37 protein-coding genes are annotated in these 22,019 nt (G+C 40.6%); all 37 read left to right on the top strand.

What is annotated here, in order from left to right; translation table 11 throughout:
- Positions 1–368: 368 nt before the first annotated feature.
- Positions 369–1,550 (top strand): competence/damage-inducible protein A, encoded by a 1,182-nt coding sequence (locus C1G49_RS09720; protein WP_105125514.1) that lies wholly within the window; start codon positions 369–371, stop codon positions 1,548–1,550.
- A 51-nt stretch (positions 1,551–1,601) separates the two neighbouring features.
- Complete coding sequence (gene recA / locus C1G49_RS09715; protein WP_105125513.1) at positions 1,602–2,753, top strand: recombinase RecA; 1,152 nt, start codon at positions 1,602–1,604, stop codon at positions 2,751–2,753.
- A gap of 159 nt (positions 2,754–2,912) precedes the next feature.
- Complete coding sequence (spx, locus tag C1G49_RS09710; RefSeq protein ID WP_029177692.1) at positions 2,913–3,311, top strand: transcriptional regulator Spx; 399 nt, start codon at positions 2,913–2,915, stop codon at positions 3,309–3,311.
- A gap of 104 nt (positions 3,312–3,415) precedes the next feature.
- Entirely contained in the window at positions 3,416–3,682 is a 267-nt protein-coding gene (locus C1G49_RS09705; protein ID WP_029177693.1) for an IreB family regulatory phosphoprotein, read from the top strand.
- Positions 3,682–4,101: a Holliday junction resolvase RuvX gene (ruvX, locus tag C1G49_RS09700; protein WP_105125512.1), complete on the top strand. Its 420-nt coding sequence runs from the start codon at positions 3,682–3,684 to the stop codon at positions 4,099–4,101. Before C1G49_RS09705 ends, ruvX begins: the two co-directional genes overlap by 1 nt.
- A gap of 11 nt (positions 4,102–4,112) precedes the next feature.
- Positions 4,113–4,430, top strand: coding sequence for a DUF1292 domain-containing protein (locus C1G49_RS09695; RefSeq protein ID WP_004195480.1), 318 nt, complete (start codon positions 4,113–4,115; stop codon positions 4,428–4,430).
- Between the two features lie 426 nt (positions 4,431–4,856).
- On the top strand, positions 4,857–5,330 hold the full coding sequence (locus C1G49_RS09690; RefSeq protein WP_238595876.1) for a sigma-70 family RNA polymerase sigma factor: 474 nt from the start codon (positions 4,857–4,859) through the stop codon (positions 5,328–5,330).
- Positions 5,331–5,595: 265 nt separating this feature from the next.
- The gene (rpsJ, locus tag C1G49_RS09685) at positions 5,596–5,904 is read left to right on the top strand and encodes a 30S ribosomal protein S10 (protein ID WP_002939332.1); all 309 of its coding nucleotides are present in this window, start codon (positions 5,596–5,598) and stop codon (positions 5,902–5,904) included.
- Positions 5,905–6,116: 212 nt separating this feature from the next.
- Positions 6,117–6,743: a 50S ribosomal protein L3 gene (gene rplC / locus C1G49_RS09680; protein ID WP_004195488.1), complete on the top strand. Its 627-nt coding sequence runs from the start codon at positions 6,117–6,119 to the stop codon at positions 6,741–6,743.
- Positions 6,744–6,767: 24 nt separating this feature from the next.
- Positions 6,768–7,391 (top strand): 50S ribosomal protein L4, encoded by a 624-nt coding sequence (rplD, locus tag C1G49_RS09675; RefSeq protein ID WP_004195490.1) that lies wholly within the window; start codon positions 6,768–6,770, stop codon positions 7,389–7,391.
- Positions 7,391–7,690, top strand: a complete 300-nt coding sequence (locus C1G49_RS09670; protein WP_004195491.1) for a 50S ribosomal protein L23 — start codon at positions 7,391–7,393, stop codon at positions 7,688–7,690. The genes rplD and C1G49_RS09670 overlap by 1 nt, the downstream gene beginning before the upstream one ends.
- 17 nt (positions 7,691–7,707) lie before the next feature.
- Entirely contained in the window at positions 7,708–8,541 is an 834-nt protein-coding gene (gene rplB, locus C1G49_RS09665) for a 50S ribosomal protein L2 (RefSeq protein WP_002936663.1), read from the top strand.
- Between the two features lie 101 nt (positions 8,542–8,642).
- On the top strand, positions 8,643–8,924 hold the full coding sequence (gene rpsS / locus C1G49_RS09660; RefSeq protein WP_000533766.1) for a 30S ribosomal protein S19: 282 nt from the start codon (positions 8,643–8,645) through the stop codon (positions 8,922–8,924).
- 17 nt (positions 8,925–8,941) lie between these two features.
- Complete coding sequence (gene rplV, locus C1G49_RS09655; protein WP_002936662.1) at positions 8,942–9,286, top strand: 50S ribosomal protein L22; 345 nt, start codon at positions 8,942–8,944, stop codon at positions 9,284–9,286.
- 12 nt (positions 9,287–9,298) lie between these two features.
- Complete coding sequence (gene rpsC, locus C1G49_RS09650; RefSeq protein WP_044689746.1) at positions 9,299–9,952, top strand: 30S ribosomal protein S3; 654 nt, start codon at positions 9,299–9,301, stop codon at positions 9,950–9,952.
- Positions 9,953–9,955: 3 nt separating this feature from the next.
- Positions 9,956–10,369: a 50S ribosomal protein L16 gene (rplP, locus tag C1G49_RS09645; protein ID WP_002936660.1), complete on the top strand. Its 414-nt coding sequence runs from the start codon at positions 9,956–9,958 to the stop codon at positions 10,367–10,369.
- A 9-nt stretch (positions 10,370–10,378) separates the two neighbouring features.
- Positions 10,379–10,585, top strand: coding sequence for a 50S ribosomal protein L29 (gene rpmC, locus C1G49_RS09640; RefSeq protein ID WP_002936659.1), 207 nt, complete (start codon positions 10,379–10,381; stop codon positions 10,583–10,585).
- Between the two features lie 23 nt (positions 10,586–10,608).
- Entirely contained in the window at positions 10,609–10,869 is a 261-nt protein-coding gene (gene rpsQ, locus C1G49_RS09635) for a 30S ribosomal protein S17 (RefSeq protein WP_000440801.1), read from the top strand.
- A 24-nt stretch (positions 10,870–10,893) separates the two neighbouring features.
- Complete coding sequence (rplN, locus tag C1G49_RS09630) at positions 10,894–11,262, top strand: 50S ribosomal protein L14 (protein ID WP_002936658.1); 369 nt, start codon at positions 10,894–10,896, stop codon at positions 11,260–11,262.
- Between the two features lie 138 nt (positions 11,263–11,400).
- Positions 11,401–11,706: a 50S ribosomal protein L24 gene (gene rplX, locus C1G49_RS09625; protein ID WP_002936656.1), complete on the top strand. Its 306-nt coding sequence runs from the start codon at positions 11,401–11,403 to the stop codon at positions 11,704–11,706.
- Positions 11,707–11,729: 23 nt separating this feature from the next.
- On the top strand, positions 11,730–12,272 hold the full coding sequence (gene rplE, locus C1G49_RS09620; protein ID WP_002936653.1) for a 50S ribosomal protein L5: 543 nt from the start codon (positions 11,730–11,732) through the stop codon (positions 12,270–12,272).
- A gap of 14 nt (positions 12,273–12,286) precedes the next feature.
- On the top strand, positions 12,287–12,472 hold the full coding sequence (locus C1G49_RS09615) for a type Z 30S ribosomal protein S14 (protein WP_002936651.1): 186 nt from the start codon (positions 12,287–12,289) through the stop codon (positions 12,470–12,472).
- Positions 12,473–12,661: 189 nt separating this feature from the next.
- A complete protein-coding gene (rpsH, locus tag C1G49_RS09610) occupies positions 12,662–13,060 on the top strand; it encodes a 30S ribosomal protein S8 (RefSeq protein ID WP_002936647.1) in 399 nt (132 codons plus the stop codon).
- 284 nt (positions 13,061–13,344) lie between these two features.
- On the top strand, positions 13,345–13,881 hold the full coding sequence (gene rplF, locus C1G49_RS09605; protein ID WP_105125511.1) for a 50S ribosomal protein L6: 537 nt from the start codon (positions 13,345–13,347) through the stop codon (positions 13,879–13,881).
- 88 nt (positions 13,882–13,969) lie between these two features.
- Positions 13,970–14,326 (top strand): 50S ribosomal protein L18, encoded by a 357-nt coding sequence (rplR, locus tag C1G49_RS09600; protein WP_002936641.1) that lies wholly within the window; start codon positions 13,970–13,972, stop codon positions 14,324–14,326.
- Between the two features lie 18 nt (positions 14,327–14,344).
- Complete coding sequence (gene rpsE / locus C1G49_RS09595) at positions 14,345–14,839, top strand: 30S ribosomal protein S5 (RefSeq protein ID WP_002936639.1); 495 nt, start codon at positions 14,345–14,347, stop codon at positions 14,837–14,839.
- 14 nt (positions 14,840–14,853) lie between these two features.
- Positions 14,854–15,036 carry a 50S ribosomal protein L30 gene (gene rpmD, locus C1G49_RS09590; protein ID WP_002936638.1) on the top strand — a complete coding sequence of 61 codons (183 nt, stop codon included), beginning with the start codon at positions 14,854–14,856 and terminating at the stop codon, positions 15,034–15,036.
- Positions 15,037–15,166: 130 nt separating this feature from the next.
- Positions 15,167–15,607, top strand: a complete 441-nt coding sequence (gene rplO, locus C1G49_RS09585) for a 50S ribosomal protein L15 (protein ID WP_105125510.1) — start codon at positions 15,167–15,169, stop codon at positions 15,605–15,607.
- Between the two features lie 13 nt (positions 15,608–15,620).
- A complete protein-coding gene (secY, locus tag C1G49_RS09580; RefSeq protein WP_105125509.1) occupies positions 15,621–16,931 on the top strand; it encodes a preprotein translocase subunit SecY in 1,311 nt (436 codons plus the stop codon).
- 93 nt (positions 16,932–17,024) lie between these two features.
- A complete protein-coding gene (locus C1G49_RS09575; RefSeq protein ID WP_105125508.1) occupies positions 17,025–17,666 on the top strand; it encodes an adenylate kinase in 642 nt (213 codons plus the stop codon).
- A gap of 122 nt (positions 17,667–17,788) precedes the next feature.
- Complete coding sequence (gene infA / locus C1G49_RS09570) at positions 17,789–18,007, top strand: translation initiation factor IF-1 (protein ID WP_002936627.1); 219 nt, start codon at positions 17,789–17,791, stop codon at positions 18,005–18,007.
- A gap of 24 nt (positions 18,008–18,031) precedes the next feature.
- Entirely contained in the window at positions 18,032–18,148 is a 117-nt protein-coding gene (gene rpmJ / locus C1G49_RS09565) for a 50S ribosomal protein L36 (protein ID WP_001808836.1), read from the top strand.
- A gap of 19 nt (positions 18,149–18,167) precedes the next feature.
- Positions 18,168–18,533: a 30S ribosomal protein S13 gene (rpsM, locus tag C1G49_RS09560; protein ID WP_099832346.1), complete on the top strand. Its 366-nt coding sequence runs from the start codon at positions 18,168–18,170 to the stop codon at positions 18,531–18,533.
- Positions 18,534–18,550: 17 nt separating this feature from the next.
- A complete protein-coding gene (gene rpsK / locus C1G49_RS09555) occupies positions 18,551–18,934 on the top strand; it encodes a 30S ribosomal protein S11 (protein WP_004195509.1) in 384 nt (127 codons plus the stop codon).
- A gap of 44 nt (positions 18,935–18,978) precedes the next feature.
- A complete protein-coding gene (locus C1G49_RS09550) occupies positions 18,979–19,917 on the top strand; it encodes a DNA-directed RNA polymerase subunit alpha (RefSeq protein WP_105118192.1) in 939 nt (312 codons plus the stop codon).
- Between the two features lie 14 nt (positions 19,918–19,931).
- A complete protein-coding gene (gene rplQ, locus C1G49_RS09545) occupies positions 19,932–20,318 on the top strand; it encodes a 50S ribosomal protein L17 (RefSeq protein ID WP_105113652.1) in 387 nt (128 codons plus the stop codon).
- 212 nt (positions 20,319–20,530) lie between these two features.
- Positions 20,531–21,790 carry a glutamate-cysteine ligase family protein gene (locus C1G49_RS09540; RefSeq protein ID WP_105125507.1) on the top strand — a complete coding sequence of 420 codons (1,260 nt, stop codon included), beginning with the start codon at positions 20,531–20,533 and terminating at the stop codon, positions 21,788–21,790.
- The last annotated feature ends 229 nt before the right edge of the window (positions 21,791–22,019 follow it).

Here is a 22,019-nt window from a genome sequence, read left to right as displayed (position 1 = left end):
AATGTCGATTTTTATGGCTCATGTCGTGTCCAGATGCAAAGGACATAAAGGACAAAGAGAAAATGAACAGCAGAACAGAAATTTTACCAGATGTCAATTGCGTCATTTTGTGAAGTTTAGAAATCTGATAATTTTTTTCTCACAGTCCTTAGTCTGTGTTCAATTAACGTACCAGTATGATGGTTATGTACTTGGGTAAAAAAGTTATAGGTGAGAGTGTCTATGTAGAGTAGACGGTTAGAAATCTGAGAAGCGAAGTTTTAAGTTTACCGGCTCTGTTAAATGAGCACGAAGAATCCTGTGATTTTAGAAATCAATTACGAACTAATTAGATGAGCGAGCAATCGCACCCTAGACAGAGGAGGAATATGAAAGCAGAACTAATTGCCGTCGGGACGGAGATTTTGACAGGACAAATCGTTAATACCAATGCCCAGTTCCTTTCGGAGAAATGCGCAGAGCTGGGAATTGATGTTTACTTCCACACAGCTGTTGGAGATAATGAACAGAGGCTTTTGTCTGTACTGGAGGTAGCCAGCAAGCGTAGTGAGATAGTTATTCTCTGTGGAGGATTGGGTCCAACAGAAGATGACTTGACTAAGCAGACTTTGGCAACCTTCTTAGGTAGAAAATTGGTCTTTGATGAAAAAGCCATGGCAAAATTAGACCGCTTCTTTACCAGCCGACCAGGTCGTGTCCGCACGCCCAACAATGAACGCCAAGCACAAATCGTTGAGGGAAGTCAGGCTTTGCAAAATCCAGCTGGTTTGGCAGTAGGAGGCTTGATTGAGCAAGCTGGAGTGATCTATGTTGTCTTACCTGGTCCTCCAAGTGAACTTAGAGCCATGTTTACAGAAAGTTTACAACCTTTGCTTAACCAGTCAAGTCAGCAACTCTATTCTCGTGTTCTACGCTTTTTTGGTATTGGCGAAAGTCAGTTGGTGACGATTTTAGCTGATTTGATTGATAAACAAACTGACCCAACTCTTGCCCCCTATGCCAAGGTTGGTGAAGTGACCTTGCGCTTGTCCACCAAGGCAAACAGTCAAGAAGAAGCGGATTTCCGTCTGAAACAGTTGGAAGAAGACATCTTACAACGTGATAAACTGAGAGAATATTTCTATGCTTACGGTGAGGAAAATAGTCTAGTACAGACAGTAGCAGAGCGATTGGTGGAAAAGAATAAAAGCATAGCCATCGTCGAACAGGGAACAGGCGGACTTTTACAGTCAGAAGTCAGCTTGGCGTTGGCTGGGCAACCTTATTTTAGCGGTGGTCAAGTCATCGGTCAGTTAGGTACAAAATCGGGCAGGTGCTCAGAAGAAGCTGATGGCATTCGTGAGGAGCTACAGGCTGATTTGGGACTGGCTGTGTCGGTACTTATCAAGCCTGAGTCGACAGAGGATAACGTTCTTGCAAAGGTATATCTAGCCTTGGCTGACACCTCTGGCATTTCCCAAAAAGAGGTTGACTTGGGAGGCTACTCCTGGCAACACATCCGCCAATTAGCTTGCTTGCAAGCCTTAGATTTTGTACGAAACACTTTGTGAAAGAAAAGAATTTTGCTATAATAGTTTGATTAAGAAAAGAGGAGAACAGCATTGGCTAAAAAACCTGCTAAAAAATTAGAAGAAATTACAAAGAAATTTGGAGATGAGCGTAAAAAGGCGCTCGACGATGCCCTTAAAGCTATTGAAAAAGATTTTGGTAAGGGTGCGGTGATGCGCTTGGGAGAGCGTGCCGAACAGAAAGTTCAGGTGATGAGCTCAGGTAGTCTGTCTATCGATATCGCCTTAGGTGCAGGTGGCTATCCTAAAGGGCGTATTGTGGAAATTTATGGTCCTGAAAGTTCAGGTAAGACAACCGTTGCTTTGCACGCAGTAGCTCAGGCTCAGAAAGATGGTGGGATCGCTGCCTTTATCGATGCGGAACACGCCTTGGATCCAGCCTATGCAGCGGCTCTTGGTGTAAACATCGATGAGTTGCTCTTGTCACAGCCAGACTCAGGGGAACAAGGTCTGGAAATTGCTGGTAAGTTGATTGACTCAGGTGCGGTTGACTTGGTTGTTGTTGACTCGGTTGCAGCCCTTGTACCTCGTGCAGAAATCGACGGTGATATCGGCGATAGCCACGTTGGTTTGCAGGCACGTATGATGAGCCAGGCCATGCGTAAACTTGGTGCTTCTATTAACAAAACCAAGACAGTAGCTATTTTCATTAACCAATTACGTGAAAAAGTTGGGGTTATGTTTGGTAACCCTGAAACAACGCCTGGTGGGCGTGCCCTTAAGTTCTATGCTTCTGTCCGTATGGATGTTCGTGGTAATACGCAAATCAAGGGTACTGGTGACCAAAAAGATCAAAACGTTGGTAAGGAAACCAAGGTGAAAATCGTGAAGAACAAGGTAGCCCCTCCCTTTAAAGAGGTTGTTGTTGAAATCATGTATGGTGAAGGAATTTCTCGTACAGGTGAATTGATTGAGATTGGAACCAATCTTGGTTTTATCAAAAAAGCTGGTGCATGGTATTCATATAATGGCGAAAAAATCGGACAAGGCTCTGAGAATGCTAAGAAGTATCTCGTTGAACATCCAGAAGTCTTTGACGAAATTGACCGCAAAATCCGTATTCACTACGGCTTGATTGAAGGTGAGGAAACACCAGAAGTCGTGACAGAAGAGGCTCCTGTTGCAATCGAAGAGGTTCAAGATGTTATTTTGGACTTGGATGGCGGTATTGAATTAGAAGAATAAAAGCGAAAAAGTTTGGATTATCCAGACTTTTTTCTGATTAAAAAACGAATATTCGCCCCGAAATTTAAAGTTTTTTTAAAAATAGGTCTACAGACGGATGGAATTTGTGGTATAATAGTCTATAATGTGCTTACTAAGATGTAGCAAAGGAGTGACTACATGATTAAAATTTATACAGTATCTAGTTGTACTTCTTGTAAGAAAGCAAAGAACTGGTTGAATGCCCATCAATTGTCCTATAACGAACATAACCTAGCTAAAGAGGCAATCACCAAGGAAGAAATTTTAAACATCCTGACCAAGACGGAAAATGGTATTGCGAGCATTGTATCGTCAAAAAATCGCTATGCAAAAAGTTTGGACTTTGATATAGAAGATTTGAGTGTCAACGAAGTGATTGACTTGATTACTTCTAATCCACGTATTTTGAAAAGTCCAATTCTGATTGATGAGAAGCGATTGCAGGTGGGATATAAGGAAGATGATATTCGTGCCTTCTTACCACGAGCGGTTCGTAATGTAGAAAATGCCCAAGCTCGTATGCGAGCAGCCTTATAAGAGTGAGGAGAACTCTGTTTCAGGGTTCTTTTTACACTTTCTTTGTGCTTGCTCTGGAAATATGATATAATGAAAATGAATAAAAATTGAAAGAAGGTGTAAGTATGGGATTCACAGAAGAAACAGTTCGTTTTCGTTTGGATGACACAGATAAACAAGAAATCAGCCAAACCTTGACTAGTGTTTATCGTTCATTGGAGGAAAAAGGTTATAATCCAATCAACCAAATCATTGGCTATGTATTAAGTGGGGACCCTGCTTATATTCCTCGCTACAATGACGCCCGCAATCAAATTCGTAAACACGAACGCGATGAAATCATTGAAGAATTGGTGCGCTATTACCTGAAAGGAAATGGGATTGACCTCTAATGAGAATAATGGGATTAGACGTCGGTTCTAAGACAGTTGGTGTAGCCATTTCAGATCCCTTGGGCTTCACGGCTCAAGGCTTGGAAATCATCCAAATCGATGAGGAAAAGGGTGAATTTGGTTTTCAACGTTTAACCGAGCTGGTTGAACAATATAAGGTTGATAAATTTGTTGTCGGCTTGCCCAAGAATATGAATAATACTAGTGGACCTCGTGTGGAAGCTAGTCAAGCCTATGGTAATTTATTGATAGAACGTTATAACCTACCAGTTGATTACCAGGATGAACGTTTGACAACTGTTGCTGCGGAGCGTATGCTGATTGAACAGGCAGATATTAGCCGCGGAAAACGTAAGAAAGTTATTGATAAATTGGCTGCCCAGCTGATTTTGCAAAATTATTTAGATAGAACATTTTAAAGGAGATACGAATGGCACATCATCATGACCATGAACACGACCACAATCACGACGAACGTGAATTGATTACTTTGGTAGACGACCAAGGTAATGAAACACTTTTTGAAATTTTATTGACAATTGATGGTCAAGAAGAGTTTGGAAAAAACTATGTTCTTTTGATTCCTGCAAGCGCAGAAGAAGATGAGAACGGAGAGGTTGAAATCCAAGCCTACTCATACATTGAAAATGAGAACGGCACAGAAGGCGACCTCCAACCAATCCCAGAAGACGCAACAGCAGAATGGGATATGATTGAAGAAGTCTTTAACAGCTTTATGGAGGAATAAAAAGGTCCGGGGGACCTTTTTATCAGGTCCGGGGGACCTTTTTATCAGGTCCGGGGGACCTTTTTATCAGGTCCGGGGGACCTTTTTATCAGGTCCGGGGGACCTTTTTATCTTTTGCTTGAAAACAGGAGAGCAAAACTAGGTCCGGGTGGACCTTTTTATCATGAGTTTGAAAACCAAAGAACGAATTAAGGTCTGGTGAATATTTTGATCTGCTCTCCGTCGTTAGAATGATATTTCTAACGATTTTTTCTTATGGAAGCTCATAAAAATAACACTAAAATCAAAGAAGAATTGGATTTAATAATGGCCAACTTACAATAAAATACAATTGATAAATCATATTTACTAAGTTAGTAGACAAAAATGTCCTGTAGAAAGTTAGCTCTTTTCGATAAACTTAAACCATCAAACAAAGGAGATAGGATGATGGAATTTGAAAAGGTCTATGATTGCGTAAAAGGAATTGTTAACAAGACTCGTAAAGAGTTTTATATCAAACTGTGGGACAGAGATGACTGGGAGCAGGAAGGCATGATAACCTTGTTTGAATTATTGGAGGATCAACCATGGTTGATTGGGGAAAGAGCTCAGTTGTATTGTTATTTCAAGGTTAAATTCAGAAATCGGATTAAGGACTATGTTCGCAGACAGGAAAGTAAAAAGCGAAAGTTTGACCGAATGCCTCATGAAGACATACATGAACTATCACAAGTAATACAATCGCCAGGTTTAGTCAATGATGAACTGTTAATGTTGAGAGGTGCCTTGAGGGATTATCGGAAAAATTTGTCTATGGACCAATTGGAAAATTATGAAAAACTCATCAGTGGTCAGAGTTTCAATGGTCGCAAGAATATGCTTAGGGATTTACAAGAACATTTAAAGGACTTTCGATGATTGTTTTCTACTAATTACTATAAGAATAATGTCGATAGAATACACGAACCGCCTCCCAAAACAGAAGTTTTGGGATTTTTAAATTTTTAAGTAAAAACTCTTGCAATGCACAATATAATTTGATAGAATGTTCTAGTGCCGTAAAATTACGGCTTTAGCTTTGATGCAAGAGGTTGCGACACGCTCGGTTGCATTGCCACGTGACCCGTGTTGGTTTTCTTGTGGAGCTAGCCTATTATCTTAAATAGACGAAAAGGAGAAAAAGATGGCAAACAAAAAAATCCGCATCCGCTTGAAAGCGTACGAACACCGTACACTTGATACAGCAGCTGCAAAAATCGTTGAAACTGCAACCCGTACAGGTGCTCAAGTAGCAGGTCCAGTTCCGCTTCCAACAGAACGTAGCCTCTACACTATCATCCGTGCGACTCACAAGTACAAAGACTCTCGTGAGCAGTTTGAAATGCGTACACACAAACGCTTGATCGACATCATCAACCCAACTCAAAAAACAGTTGACGCATTGATGAAATTGGATCTTCCAAGTGGTGTGAACGTAGAAATCAAGTTGTAATCAAGTAACAAGGTAGGCTAAAAGCAAGTGTTCATAATTGAACACGGGCTAAACTCCGTGTGAAAAAGATAAACTTTCCTAGAAACAGAAGTTTCTTCGTCAAGTTTCCTATTTTCACTTTGAGTTTGACGCCCTTTGTATCTTGGTTTGAGCATGAAAAACGCTCGTTAAAAACTTTTTAAATACAAAATAAGAAAAGGAATATTTTTCTCATGACAAAAGGAATCTTAGGGAAAAAAGTGGGAATGACTCAAATCTTCACTGAATCTGGTGAATTTATCCCTGTTACTGTCATCGAAGCAACTCCAAACGTTGTTCTTCAAGTGAAAACAGTTGAAACTGATGGTTATGCTGCAGTTCAAGTTGGTTTTGATGACAAACGTGAAGTATTGAGCAACAAACCTGCCAAAGGCCATGTAGCTAAAGCTAACACAGCTCCTAAGCGCTTCATTCGTGAATTCAAAAACATTGAAGGCTTGGAAGTTGGACAAGAAATTACAGTTGAAACTTTCGCAGCTGGTGATGTTGTTGATGTAACTGGTACATCTAAAGGTAAAGGTTTCCAAGGTGTTATCAAACGCCATGGTCAATCACGTGGTCCTATGGCTCACGGTTCTCGTTACCACCGTCGTCCAGGTTCTATGGGTCCTATTGCACCTAGCCGTGTATTCAAAGGTAAAAACCTTGCAGGTCGCATGGGCGGCAACCGTGTAACAATTCAAAACCTTGAGGTTGTACAAGTTGTTCCAGAAAAGAACGTTATCCTTATCAAAGGTAACGTACCAGGTGCTAAGAAATCTCTTATCACTATCAAGTCAGCAGTTAAAGCTGGTAAATAATAAGGAAAGGGGAAATCAGTCGAAATGGCAAACGTAACATTATTTGACCAAACTGGTAAACAAGCTGGTGAAGTAGTTCTTAACGATGCGATTTTTGGTATCGAGCCAAACCAAGCAGTTGTATTTGATGTGATCATCAGCCAACGAGCTAGCCTTCGTCAAGGTACTCACGCAGTTAAAAACCGTTCAGCAGTCTCAGGTGGCGGACGCAAACCATGGCGTCAAAAAGGAACTGGACGTGCTCGTCAAGGTTCTATTCGTTCACCACAATGGCGTGGCGGTGGCGTAGTCTTCGGACCAACTCCACGTTCATACGCGTACAAACTTCCACAAAAAGTTCGTCGCTTGGCACTTAAATCTGTTTACTCAGAAAAAGTTGCTGAAAACAAATTTGTAGCTGTTAACTCACTTGAATTCACAGCTCCAAAAACTGCTGAATTTGCAAAAGTACTTGCAGCATTGAGCATTGATTCTAAAGTCCTTGTTATTCTTGAAGAAGGCAACGAATTCGCAGCTCTTTCTGCTCGTAACATCCCAGGAGTTAAAGTTGCAACTGCAACAACTGCAAGCGTACTTGACATCGCAAATGCAGACAAACTTCTTGTAACTCAAGCAGCTATCTCTAAAATTGAGGAGGTTCTTGCATAATGAATTTGTATGATGTTATCAAAAAACCTGTCATCACAGAAAGCTCAATGGGCCAACTCGAAGCAGGCAAGTATGTATTTGAAGTTGACACTCGTGCACACAAACTCTTGATCAAGCAAGCTGTTGAAGCTGCATTCGAGGGTGTTAAAGTTGCAAATGTGAACACAATCAACGTGAAACCTAAAACAAAACGCGTAGGTCGTTATGTAGGTCGCACAAACAAAGTGAAAAAAGCAATCATCACATTGGCTGCTGATTCAAAAGCGATCGAATTGTTCGCTACAGCTGACGCTGAATAATCAAAGGAGGAATTAACGTGGGTATTAAAGTTTATAAACCAACGACAAATGGCCGTCGTAACATGACTTCTTTGGACTTCGCTGAAATCACAACAAGCACTCCAGAAAAAAGCTTGCTTGTTGCTTTGAAGAGCAAAGCTGGTCGTAACAACAACGGTCGCATCACTGTTCGTCACCAAGGTGGCGGTCACAAACGTTTCTACCGTTTGGTAGACTTCAAACGTAACAAAGATGGCGTTGAAGCAATCGTTAAAACGATCGAATACGATCCAAACCGTTCAGCAAACATCGCTCTTGTACACTACACAGACGGTGTTAAAGCTTATATCATTGCTCCTAAAGGTCTTGAAGTTGGTCAACGCATCGTTTCAGGTCCAGAAGCAGATATCAAAGTTGGTAACGCACTTCCACTTGCAAACATCCCAGTCGGTACTGTTGTTCACAACATCGAGTTGAAACCAGGTCGCGGTGGTGAGTTGGTTCGTGCTGCTGGTGCATCTGCACAGGTTCTTGGTCAAGAAGGTAAATACGTTCTTGTTCGCCTACAATCAGGTGAAGTTCGTATGATCCTTGGTACTTGCCGTGCTACTGTTGGTACTGTAGGTAACGAACAACATGGCCTTGTTAACCTTGGTAAAGCAGGTCGTAGCCGTTGGAAAGGTATCCGTCCAACAGTTCGCGGTTCTGTAATGAACCCTAACGATCACCCACACGGTGGTGGTGAAGGTAAAGCACCAGTTGGTCGTAAAGCACCATCTACACCATGGGGTAAACCAGCTCTTGGTTTGAAAACTCGTAACAAGAAAGCTAAATCTGACAAACTTATCGTTCGTCGTCGCAACCAAAAATAATCTATTCTTAGTTGCATAGCATTCTATATCATCCGCCAACTCGGTAGCCCGCAAAGCGGGCAAGCCGCTGTGGTACATATTTTAAAGGAGAAAACACTAAAATGGGACGTAGTCTTAAAAAAGGACCTTTCGTCGATGAGCATTTGATGAAAAAAGTTGAAGCTCAAGCAAACGACGAAAAGAAAAAAGTAATTAAAACTTGGTCACGTCGTTCAACGATCTTCCCAAGTTTCATCGGTTATACAATCGCAGTTTACGATGGACGTAAACACGTACCTGTATACATTCAAGAAGACATGGTAGGTCACAAACTTGGTGAATTTGCACCAACTCGTACTTACAAAGGTCATGCTGCTGACGACAAGAAAACTCGTCGTAAATAATTTAGGAGGAAAACACAATGGCAGAAATTACTTCAGCTAAAGCAACTGCTCGCACAGTACGTGTTTCACCTCGTAAATCACGTCTTGTCTTGGATAACATCCGTGGCAAAAGCGTAGCAGACGCAATCGCAATCTTGAAATTCACACCAAACAAAGCTGCAGGCATTATCGAGGGAGTTTTGAACTCAGCAATCGCTAACGCTGAAAACAACTTTGGTTTGGAAAAAGCTAACTTGGTAGTCAGCGAAGCATTCGCAAACGAAGGACCAACGTTGAAACGTTTCCGTCCACGTGCGAAAGGTTCTGCTTCACCAATCAACAAACGCACAGCTCACATCACTGTAGTTGTGGCAGAGAAATAAGGAGGTAAAAACGTGGGTCAAAAAGTACATCCAATTGGTATGCGTGTTGGCATCATCCGTGATTGGGATGCTAAATGGTATGCTGAAAAAGAATACGCGGATTACCTTCATGAAGATCTTGCAATCCGCAACTTTATCAAAAAAGAATTGGCTGATGCGTCAACATCAACAATCGAAATCGAACGTGCTGTAAACAAAGTTATCGTTTCTATCCACACTGCTAAACCAGGTATGGTTATCGGTAAAGCTGGTAGCAACGTTGATGCACTTCGTGCTCAATTGAACAAATTGACTGGTAAGCAAGTACACATCAACATCATCGAAATCAAACAACCTGATTTGGATGCACACCTTGTTGGTGAGTCAATCGCTCGTCAATTGGAGCAACGTGTGGCATTCCGCCGTGCTCAAAAACAAGCTATCCAACGTGCAATGCGCGCTGGTGCAAAAGGTATCAAAACACAAGTTTCTGGTCGTTTGAACGGTGCTGATATTGCCCGTGCAGAAGGCTACTCAGAAGGAACTGTTCCTCTTCATACACTTCGTGCGGATATCGACTACGCTTGGGAAGAAGCTTTGACAACTTACGGTAAACTTGGTATCAAAGTATGGATCTACCGTGGTGAAGTTCTTCCAGCTCGTAAAAACACTAAAGGAGGTAAATAACAAATGTTAGTACCTAAACGTGTAAAACACCGTCGTGAATTCCGTGGAAAAATGCGCGGTGAAGCTAAAGGTGGAAAACAAGTAGACTTTGGTCAATACGGTCTTCAAGCAACTACTAGCTCATGGATTACAAACCGCCAAATCGAAGCTGCCCGTATCGCTATGACGCGTTACATGAAACGTGGTGGTAAAGTTTGGATTAAGATCTTCCCACACAAATCATACACTGCTAAAGCTATCGGTGTACGTATGGGTTCTGGTAAAGGTGCTCCTGAAGGTTGGGTAGCTCCAGTTAAACGCGGTAAGGTTATGTTTGAAGTAGCTGGCGTTTCTGAAGAAATCGCACGCGAAGCATTCCGCCTTGCTGGTCACAAATTGCCAGTTAAAGTTAAATTCGTAAAACGTGAAGCAGAATAAGGAGAAGACATGAAACTTCAAGAAATTAAAGATTTTGTAAAAGAACTTCGTGGCCTTTCTCAAGAAGAACTTGCTAAGAAAGAAAACGAATTGAAGAAAGAACTCTTCGAACTTCGTTTCCAAGCTGCTGCTGGTCAACTTGAGCAAACTGCTCGTTTGAACGAAGTGAAGAAACAAATTGCACGTATCAAAACTGTGCAATCTGAAACTAAATAATAGATTGGGAAAGGAGAATTTCAATGGAACGCAATAATCGTAAAGTTCTTGTTGGACGCGTAGTATCTGACAAAATGGACAAAACAATCACAGTTGTAGTTGAAACAAAACGTAACCACCCAGTCTATGGTAAACGTATTAACTACTCTAAAAAGTACAAAGCTCATGATGAAAACAATGTTGCTAAAGAAGGCGATATCGTTCGTATCATGGAAACTCGCCCACTTTCAGCTACAAAACGTTTCCGTCTTGTAGAAGTTGTGGAAGAGGCAGTTATCATTTAATCAACCTGAAAGGAGAAAATTGACATGATTCAAACAGAAACTCGTTTGAAAGTTGCTGACAACAGTGGCGCACGTGAAATCTTGACAATCAAAGTTCTTGGTGGTTCAGGACGTAAATTCGCGAACATCGGCGACATCATCGTTGCTTCAGTAAAACAAGCTACTCCTGGTGGTGCGGTTAAAAAAGGTGACGTTGTTAAAGCCGTTATCGTTCGTACTAAGACAGGTGCTCGTCGCGCTGATGGTTCATACATCAAATTCGATGAGAATGCTGCAGTTATCATCCGTGAAGACAAAAACCCTCGCGGAACTCGTATCTTTGGCCCAGTGGCACGTGAATTGCGTGATGGCGGTTTCATGAAAATCGTTTCATTGGCACCAGAAGTACTTTAATCAAATAGTTTTAGGAAATTTGTTACAAACTAACGAAGTCTGTGACGGATTTAGTAAACTAGAAAACAAACTAAGTCCCCTGGTTAAATCACTAACCAGGGTGCCCATTAGGGCGTAAGAAATTATAGGAGAAATCAAATGTTTGTAAAAAAAGGCGATAAAGTTCGCGTAATCGCTGGTAAAGACAAAGGCGTTGAAGCAGTTGTCGTAACAGCACTTCCAAAAGTAAACAAAGTTATTGTTGAAGGTGTTAACATCGTTAAGAAACACCAAAAACCAAACAGCGAAAACCCTCAAGGCGCTATCGTTGAAAAAGAAGCTCCAATCCATGTGTCAAACGTTCAAGTTCTTGACAAAAATGGTGTTGCAGGACGCGTTGGTTACAAGTTTGTAGACGGCAAAAAAGTTCGCTACAACAAAAAATCAGGCGAAGTGCTTGATTAATCACGAAGGAAAGGAGAAGTATAATGGCAAATCGTTTAAAAGAAAAATATCTTAATGAAGTAGTTCCTGCTTTGACTGAACAATTTAACTATTCTTCAGTTATGGCTGTGCCAAAAGTTGATAAGATCGTTTTGAACATGGGTGTTGGTGACGCTGTTTCTAACGCTAAAAACCTTGAGAAAGCTGCTCAAGAATTGGCTTTGATCTCAGGTCAAAAACCACTTATCACTAAAGCTAAGAAATCAATCGCCGGCTTCCGTCTTCGTGAGGGTGTTGCAATCGGTGCGAAAGTAACTCTTCGTGGCGAACGTATGTATGAGTTCTTGGACAAATTGGTTACAGTTTCACTTCCACGTGTACGTGACTTCCACGGTGTACCAACTAAGTCATTTGACGGACGTGGTAACTACACACTTGGTGTGAAAGAGCAATTGATCTTCCCAGAAATCAACTTCGACGATGTTGATAAAACTCGCGGTATGGATATCGTTATCGTTACAACTGCTAACACTGACGAAGAATCACGTGCATTGCTTACTGGCCTTGGTATGCCGTTTGCAAAATAAGAGGGAGAGAATAAATGGCTAAAAAATCAATGATCGCTAAGAACAAACGCCCAGCTAAGTTCTCTACACAAGCTTACACACGCTGTGAAAAATGTGGACGTCCACACTCAGTTTACCGCAAATTCAAATTGTGCCGTGTATGCTTCCGCGACTTGGCTTACCTTGGACAAATTCCTGGCGTAACAAAAGCTTCTTGGTAAGAATAACTTGCTATTCCGTTGCAATTCGTCGTCAGTACTTCTTGCCATACGCTAGTACTGCCTGCGAAGTGCTTCCTAGACTTGCATAGGACTAGCAACTTATTCTATATACACATATCACTTGTCCGCAAGGACATCATTAACTAGCAAGTGACTAGTTCAAACTGCTAGTAAGAGGAGAAACAACAAATGGTTATGACTGACCCAATTGCAGATTTTTTGACACGTATTCGTAACGCTAACCAAGCAAAACACGAAGTGCTTGAAGTTCCTGCATCAAACATCAAAAAAGGTATTGCTACAATCCTTAAAAACGAAGGTTTTGTAAAAAACGTAGAATTCATCGAAGATGACAAACAAGGCATCATCCGCGTATTCTTGAAATACGGACCAAACGGTGAAAAAGTTATCACTAACTTGAAACGCGTTTCAAAACCAGGTCTTCGTGTTTACTCAAAACGTGAAGATATTCCAAAAGTTCTTAACGGACTTGGTATCGCAATCATCTCAACATCAGAAGGTCTTTTGACTGACAAACAAGCTCGTCAAAAGAACGTTGGTGGTGAGGTTATCGCATACGTTTGGTAATCTTTTAGCTTCCAATTTCGTCATGTGCCTGTGTTAGAGCGTCTTGACTACTCAAGTATGGTCTACGTCGCTCTGCCTTGCCACATTTAGAAATTGAAACCTAAAAGCATGATACAAACGCGAGAGGACCAGTTCTTCGTGCGCGTTCAAATCAGACCTACTGATTGATTATTTAGTATCATGTAACCTGCTCAATCGAACACGGGCTATTGTCCGTGTTTAAATGAGCCCCCGTGAAAACTGGTCGCTTGACGGCCTGATAATTTAACAGGAGAATAAAAAATATGTCACGTATTGGTAATAAAGTAATTACATTGCCTGCTGGTGTTGAGCTTGCTCAAAACAACGGCATGGTAACTGTAAAAGGACCTAAAGGGGAATTGACTCGTGAATTCCCAACTGCTATTGAAATCCGTGTGGAAGGTACAGAAGTTACTCTTCACCGTCCAAACGATTCAAAAGAAATGAAGACTATTCACGGTACTAGCCGTGCTAACCTCAACAACATGGTTGTTGGTGTTTCTGAAGGCTTCAAAAAAGAACTTGAAATGCGTGGTGTCGGTTACCGTGCTCAATTGGCTGGTAACAAATTGACACTTGCTGTTGGTAAATCACACCCAGACGAAGTGGTTGCACCAGAAGGTATCACATTTGAAGTTCCAACACCAACACAAATCATCGTGTCTGGTATCAACAAAGAAGTTGTTGGTCAAACAGCAGCTTACATCCGTAGCCTTCGCGCTCCTGAGCCATACAAAGGTAAAGGTATCCGCTACGTTGGTGAATTCGTTCGCCGTAAAGAAGGTAAAACAGGTAAATAATAGCTTGCTGGGGTGGCTGAGCCACCTGGCTGACTATTTCTCAAATTGTTTCGTAAGAAACAGAATCATACATTAAGAGGTGAATATTGTGATTTCAAAACCAGATAAAAACAAAATCCGCCAAAAACGCCACCGTCGCGTTCGCGGTAAAATCTCTGGAACTGCTGCTCGCCCACGTTTGAACATTTTCCGTTCTAATACAGGCATCTACGCTCAAGTGATTGATGACGTAGCGGGTGTAACGCTCGCAAGCGCTTCTACTCTTGATAAAGAAGTTTCAAAAGGTACTAAGACAGAACAAGCTGTTGTTGTAGGTAAACTCGTTGCTGAACGCGCGGTAGCTAAAGGTATTTCTGAAGTGGTCTTTGACCGCGGTGGATATCTCTATCACGGACGTGTGAAAGCTTTGGCTGAATCAGCTCGTGAAAACGGATTGAAATTCTAATAGGGAGGACACTAAGAAATGGCATTCAAAGATAACGCAGTTGAAATTGAAGAACGCGTAGTAGCCATCAACCGTGTTACAAAAGTTGTTAAAGGTGGACGTCGTCTTCGTTTTGCAGCTCTTGTGGTTGTTGGTGACCGTAACGGTCGCGTAGGTTTCGGTACTGGTAAAGCTCAAGAAGTACCAGAAGCTATCCGTAAAGCAGTTGAATCTGCTAAGAAAAACATGATTGAAGTACCAATGGTTGGTACAACAATTCCTCACGAAGTTCGTTCAGAATTTGGAGGAGCTCGTGTATTGTTGAAACCTGCTTCAGAAGGTTCTGGGGTTGCTGCCGGTGGTGCAACTCGTGCCGTAATCGAATTGGCAGGTATCGCAGATGTGACTTCTAAGTCACTTGGTTCAAACACACCAATCAACATCGTTCGCGCAACAGTTGAAGGTTTGAAACAATTGAAACGTGCTGAAGAAGTGGCTGCACTTCGTGGCATCTCAGTTTCTGATTTAGCATAAGAAAGGAGATACTCATGGCTCAAATTAAAATCACTTTGACTAAGTCTCCAATCGGTCGCAAACCAGAACAACGTAAAACAGTTGTTGCACTTGGACTTGGTAAATTGAACTCTTCAGTTGTTAAGGAAGATAACCCAGCTATCCTTGGTATGGTTAACGCTATCTCTCATTTGGTAACTGTAGAAGAAGTTAAGTAAAATAACAAATGGCTAAGTCGCATAGAAAATTCTTTGCGACTTCTAGTCAATTTAATAAAATAAGCGAGTTTGTGGATAAAGACTCTTGTATTCCACAGGCGCTAGCATATAAAAGAGGAGAAAATAAGTAATGAAACTTCATGAATTGCAACCTGCTACAGGTTCTCGTAAAGTCCGCAACCGTGTAGGTCGTGGTACATCATCAGGTAACGGTAAAACTTCTGGCCGTGGTCAAAAAGGTCAAAAAGCTCGTAGCGGTGGCGGTGTTCGTCTAGGTTTTGAGGGTGGACAAACTCCATTGTTCCGTCGTCTTCCAAAACGTGGATTTACAAACATCAACGCTAAAGAATACGCAATCGTTAACCTTGATCAATTGAACGCTTTTGAAGATGGTGCTGAAGTAACACCAGTTGTACTTATCGAAGCTGGTATTGTTAAAGCTGAAAAATCAGGTATCAAAATCCTTGGTAACGGCGAATTGACGAAGAAATTGACAGTTAAGGCTGCTAAATTCTCTAAATCAGCTGAAGAAGCAATCACTTCTAAAGGTGGCTCAGTAGAAGTCATCTAAGAGGTGACAGCCTATGTTTTTTAAGCTTTTAAAGGATGCCTTGAAAATAAAATTGGTGCGTAGTAAAATTCTATTTACCATTTTTATCCTTTTGGTTTTCCGAATCGGTACTCATATTACAGTGCCAGGAGTAAATGCAAAAAGTCTTGAAGCCTTGTCAAATGTCCCATTTTTGAACATGTTGAGTCTGGTTTCTGGTAATGCAATGCGAAATTTTTCGGTATTTGCGCTAGGGGTTAGCCCATATATAACGGCTTCTATCATTGTTCAACTCTTACAAATGGATATCTTACCAAAATTTGTAGAATGGGGAAAACAGGGTGAAGTTGGTCGACGGAAGTTAAATCAAGCGACCCGCTACATCTCTTTGGTGTTGGCGTTTGTTCAGTCTATCGGTATCACAGCAGGTTTCAATGCTCTATCAGGTGCAAAATTAACAAATATGCCACTTAACTGGCAAACTTATTTGTTAATTGGTTCCATTTTAACAACTGGTTCAGTTATTGTTACTTGGTTAGGAGAACAAATTTCTGAAAAAGGCTACGGTAATGGGACATCAATGATTATCTTTGCAGGTATCATTTCATCCTTGCCAGGAACTTTTTATGAGATTTACATCGACCGTTTTGTTAATATTGAATCGAGTCGTCTGGGACAATCTGCGGTTTTTGTTGCAGCATTGATTGTCTTGATACTTTTTGTAATTTACTTTACAACATTTGTACAACAAGCTGAGTATAAACTACCAATTCAGTACACAAAACGTGCTCAAGGTGCACCTTCTAGCTCTTACTTGCCCCTAAAATTGAATCCAGCAGGAGTTATTCCCGTTATCTTTGCAGGTTCCATTACTGCAGTTCCAACTTCTTTGATTCAATATTTTGCAAGTCAGAACAGAAGTGCAGGTTGGTTAATGGCAGTTCAAGAATACTTTGATTATTCAACTGTCAAAGGAATGATTGTTTACGCAAGTTTGATTATCTTGTTTACTTTCTTCTATACATTCGTTCAGGTTAATCCTGAAAAAACTGCAGAAAGTTTACAAAAGAGTGCTGCCTATATCCACGGCGTACGGCCTGGAAATGGGACAGAGCAATTCTTGTCTAAATTGCTGAAGCGATTAGCTGCGATTGGCGCGCTATTCCTAAGCTTTATTGCCTTGCTACCAATTCTTGCACAAAATCTCTTTGGGCTTTCTTCGAATATTGCTTTCTTGGGTACAAGTTTGATCATCTTGATTTCAACAAGTATCGAAGGTATTAAGCAGTTGGAAGGCTACCTTCTAAAGAGAAAATATGTAGGTTTCTTGGAAATTACAGAATAGAATATAGGTTGACCTCGTCAACCTTCTATTTTGTTTTTAGATAAGTTTGTCAATGTTGGCAAATTTATGTGAAAACAAAATAAGGAGTTTGTCATGAATCTTTTAATTATGGGTTTACCAGGTGCTGGTAAGGGGACACAGGCAGCTAAGATTGTAGAGAAATTTAATGTTGCTCATATTTCTACTGGCGATATGTTCCGTGCAGCGATGGCGAATCAGACTGAGATGGGGGTTTTGGCTAAGTCTTATATTGACAAGGGCGATTTAGTACCAGATGAAGTTACTAATGGCATTGTCAAAGAGCGCTTGGTTCAAGATGATATTAAAGAAAAAGGTTTCTTGTTGGACGGTTACCCACGTACTATCGAACAAGCCCATGCACTAGATGCAAACTTGGCGGATTTGGGTATTGAATTGCAAGGAGTAATCAACATTGATATTGATCCATCAAAATTGATTGAGCGTCTAAGTGGCCGCATCATTCATAAGGAAACAGGTGAAACCTTCCACAAGGTATTCAATCCACCAGTTGGGGATTACAAAGAGGAAGATTTCTACCAACGTGAAGATGATAAGCCAGAATCTGTTAAACGCCGTTTAGAAGTAAACATTGCACAAGGTCAACCGATTATCGAACACTATCGTGCCAAAGGATTGGTGCATGATATTGAAGGTGACCAAGACATCGAACTTGTTTTCCAAGCAATTGATACTGTGCTATCAAAATTGCAATAAACTTAATAGATTTGGCTTGCATTTTTCCACCAAAAGTGATAAAATAGCCTAGTCTGACTTATAATTGTTACCTCTGTGTTCAGAGGGCATCAAATCGATATTTAGAGAGGGGTTACTTTTGCATGGCAAAAGAAGATGTGATTGAAATTGAAGGCAAAGTAGTTGATACAATGCCAAATGCTATGTTTACTGTTGAGTTGGAAAATGGACACCAAGTCCTTGCAACTGTTTCTGGTAAAATCCGTAAGAACTACATTCGTATTTTGGTCGGTGACCGCGTAACTGTTGAGCTTAGTCCATACGACTTGACACGTGGACGTATCACATACCGCTTTAAATAGTCGAAATACTTGGAGGGATTAGACATGAAAGTAAGACCATCGGTCAAACCAATTTGCGAATACTGCAAAGTCATTCGTCGTAATGGTCGTGTTATGGTGATTTGCCCAGCAAACCCTAAACACAAGCAACGTCAAGGTTAAGAAATAGAAAGGAGAAAACATGGCTCGTATTGCTGGAGTTGACATTCCAAATGACAAACGTGTAGTTATTTCATTGACTTATGTTTATGGTATCGGTCTCGCAACTTCTAAGAAAATTCTTGCAGCAGCAGGTATTTCAGAAGATGTTCGCGTAAAAGATTTGACACCGGATCAAGAAGACGCTATTCGTCGCGAAGTTGATGCAATCAAAGTTGAAGGTGACCTTCGTCGTGAAGTTAACTTGAACATCAAACGTTTGATGGAAATCGGTTCATACCGTGGTATCCGTCACCGTCGTGGACTTCCTGTCCGTGGACAAAACACTAAAAACAATGCCCGCACTCGTAAAGGTAAAGCTGTTGCGATCGCAGGTAAGAAAAAATAAAATAGGAGGTAGAAAAATTGGCTAAACCAACACGTAAACGTCGTGTGAAAAAGAATATCGAATCTGGTATTGCACATATTCACGCAACATTTAATAACACTATTGTTATGATTACTGATGTGCATGGTAACGCTATTGCTTGGTCATCAGCTGGTGCTCTTGGTTTCAAAGGTTCTCGTAAATCTACACCATTCGCGGCTCAAATGGCTTCAGAAGCTGCTGCTAAATCTGCACAAGAACACGGTCTTAAAACAGTTGAAGTTACCGTTAAAGGCCCAGGTTCAGGTCGTGAGTCTGCTATCCGCGCTCTTGCTGCCGCTGGTCTTGAAGTAACAGCAATTCGTGATGTGACTCCTGTACCACACAATGGTGCTCGTCCTCCAAAACGTCGCCGTGTATAATCATACATACCATACACAGCTTTTCGTTTAAGAGGGAGTAAGAAATGATTGAGTTTGAAAAACCAACAATAACAAAAATTGATGAAAAAAAAGATTACGGCAGATTTGTCATCGAACCGCTAGAACGTGGTTATGGAACAACTCTTGGTAACTCTCTTCGTCGTGTACTTCTTGCTTCACTTCCAGGTGCTGCAGTAACATCAATTAAAATTGATGGCGTACTCCACGAATTCGACACAGTTCCAGGTGTCCGTGAAGATGTTATGCAAATTATTCTTAGCATCAAAGGCATTGCTGTAAAATCTTATGTCGAAGACGAAAAGACGATTGAACTTGATGTAGTAGGTCCAGCTGAAGTAACAGCAGGGGATATTCTTACTGACAGTGACATTGAAATTATTAACCCAGATCATTATCTTTTCACTATTGCTGAAGGCGCAAGCTTTAGAGCTACCTTGACCGTCAATTCAGGTCGTGGTTATGTGCCAGCTGAAGGTAATAAAAAAGATGATGCACCAGTGGGAACACTTGCGGTAGATTCAATCTATACGCCAGTGACAAAAGTCAACTATCAGGTTGAACCAGCTCGCGTTGGTAGCAATGATGGATTTGACAAATTAACACTTGAAATCAATACAAATGGTACCATTATTCCAGAAGATGCTTTAGGTCTTTCAGCTCGCATTTTGATGGAACACCTCGGTCTATTTACAGATTTGACTGAAGTTGCTAAATCTGCAGAAGTAATGAAGGAAACTGAAGTAACGTCTGATGACCGTATGCTTGATCGTACGATTGAGGAATTGGACCTATCTGTTCGCTCGTATAACTGTTTGAAACGTGCAGGCATCAATACTGTATTTGATTTGACAGAAAAAACCGAGCCAGAAATGATGAAAGTGCGCAATCTTGGTCGTAAGAGTCTTGAAGAAGTCAAGGTTAAATTGGCTGACTTAGGTCTAGGATTGAAGAAAGATAAATAATATAGGAGGAAATCATGGCATACCGTAAACTAGGACGCACTAGCTCACAACGTAAAGCAATGTTGCGCGATTTGACAACTGACCTTTTGATCAACGAATCAATCGTTACAACTGAAGCTCGTGCTAAAGAAATCCGTAAAACAGTTGAAAAAATGATCACACTTGGTAAACGTGGTGACTTGCACGCACGTCGTCAAGCTGCTGCATTCGTTCGTAACGAAATCGCATCTGAAAACTATGATGAAGCTACTGACAAGTACACAGCTACTACTGTACTTCAAAAATTGTTCTCAGAAATCGCGCCTCGCTATGCAGAACGCAATGGTGGATATACTCGTATCCTCAAAACTGAACCACGTCGTGGTGATGCTGCCCCAATGGCAATTATCGAACTTGTATAAGATCATCAATTTTGTTGAGTGTTATGATGATGGGATTTATTTCAAATCCTTAGTCTAGCTCTGGTCTGCCGCTGGGTTCATCCCAGCGGTAACACTCATCATATTGATTGGACGCTTGTTTACGAAATTACTCTAATGTAGAATAATTTCGTAAGCAGGCGTTTTATTTTTGCATAAAATTTGATATACTTTAAAGAACGAATGGAGGATACATGGCTGAAATTACTAACTTCTTTAAAGATTATTATCTTTCGAAAATACAGGATAAACCAGAATTATTTATTGGAATTGAACTTGAATATCCAATAGTGAATAAAAATGGAGGACCCACCTCTATAAAAGTAGCCAAAGATTTACTCGTACATCTTGCAAAGAATATGGATTTTTATGTAAGGAAGTTGGATGAAACTGGCAATCCTATAGAGATTGTTAATGATGATGGTGATCTTATCCTATTTGAAGTAACCTATAACACGCTTGAATTGGCGTTTGCAAAGGCAAAATGTATTCACGATGTAGCCAAGCGCTTTGAATTATATTTGCAAGAAATACAGGGGTTCTTGGCTTTATATGATCATGAATTGCAGGGAGTGGGAATAAATCCTAGTTGGCAGTTAAATGACCACAGGCCAGTAGCTACTGATCGTTATAAGATGCTTATGGCTTATTTAAGATTGGCTGAAAACTACCCTCATATGCATCCCTATGTGGATTATGCGGGTTTTATTTGCGGCAACCAGGTTCAATTTGATGTATCACGTGAAAACTATCTACGGGTTATAAATGCATTTAATAAGATTGAAGCTGTCAAGGCCCTCCTTTTTGCGAATTCTGAATTTGCCGAGTGTGAAGATTGGACAATAAGTCGAGATTATTTTTGGGAATCCTCTATGCATGGTTTGATAGAGGATAATGTCGGGGTATATCCAGAGGATTTCAATACAGAAACAGATTACCTTGAGTTTCAGAAAAAAACGGCCATCTTCTATATTGAACGTGATGCAAAATGTTATTACTTCCCTCCTATCACTGTAAAAGATTTTCTAAGAATGAAAAAAATAACTGCTATGACTACCTCTGGTCAGTCGCACGAAATTGTTCCAACTACTAGTGATTTGAAAACACATCGTTCTTATCATTATCAGGAGTTGACCAAAAGAGGCACAATTGAATTCAGAAGTATCTGTACACAACCATTTGATAAGACATTTGCACCGATTGCCTTTCAATTAGGGTTGCTTGTAAATTTAGAAAAATTTGAAAAAATACTAGAAGAAACAGACTTCTTTGACCATTTTGGAAGAGATTACAAGCATCTTCGTAAACAATTCTCAGTAAAACACCTTACGAAAATAGAACGAGAAATCGTAGGGCAATTATCCAGAGAATTAGTGACATGTGCGACAGAAGGTCTGAAAGTCAGAGCTATGGGGGAAGAAAAATACTTATTATCTTTACAGGATAACAACTGATAATCTTTTTAGGTTATCAGTTTTCATTATTTCATAAAAAAATCTACAAAAAGAGTTGACAACAGAAATTGAAGATGATAGAATAATTGAGTTGTCTTTTAGAGAACCTGTTAACCGTTTGAAAAAAAGTTTCAAAAAGTAGTTGACAAGGTCAAATGAAGATGATAGAATAATTGAGTTGTCAAATCTGAAGTGGCACAACACAAAAAAGAAATGAAAAAAAGTTTCA

Origin of the sequence: Streptococcus suis (genome assembly GCF_002960625.1) — a bacterium.
Classification (GTDB): Bacteria; Bacillota; Bacilli; order Lactobacillales; family Streptococcaceae; genus Streptococcus; species Streptococcus suis_T.
This window is presented reverse-complemented; position numbering and strand designations above follow the sequence as displayed.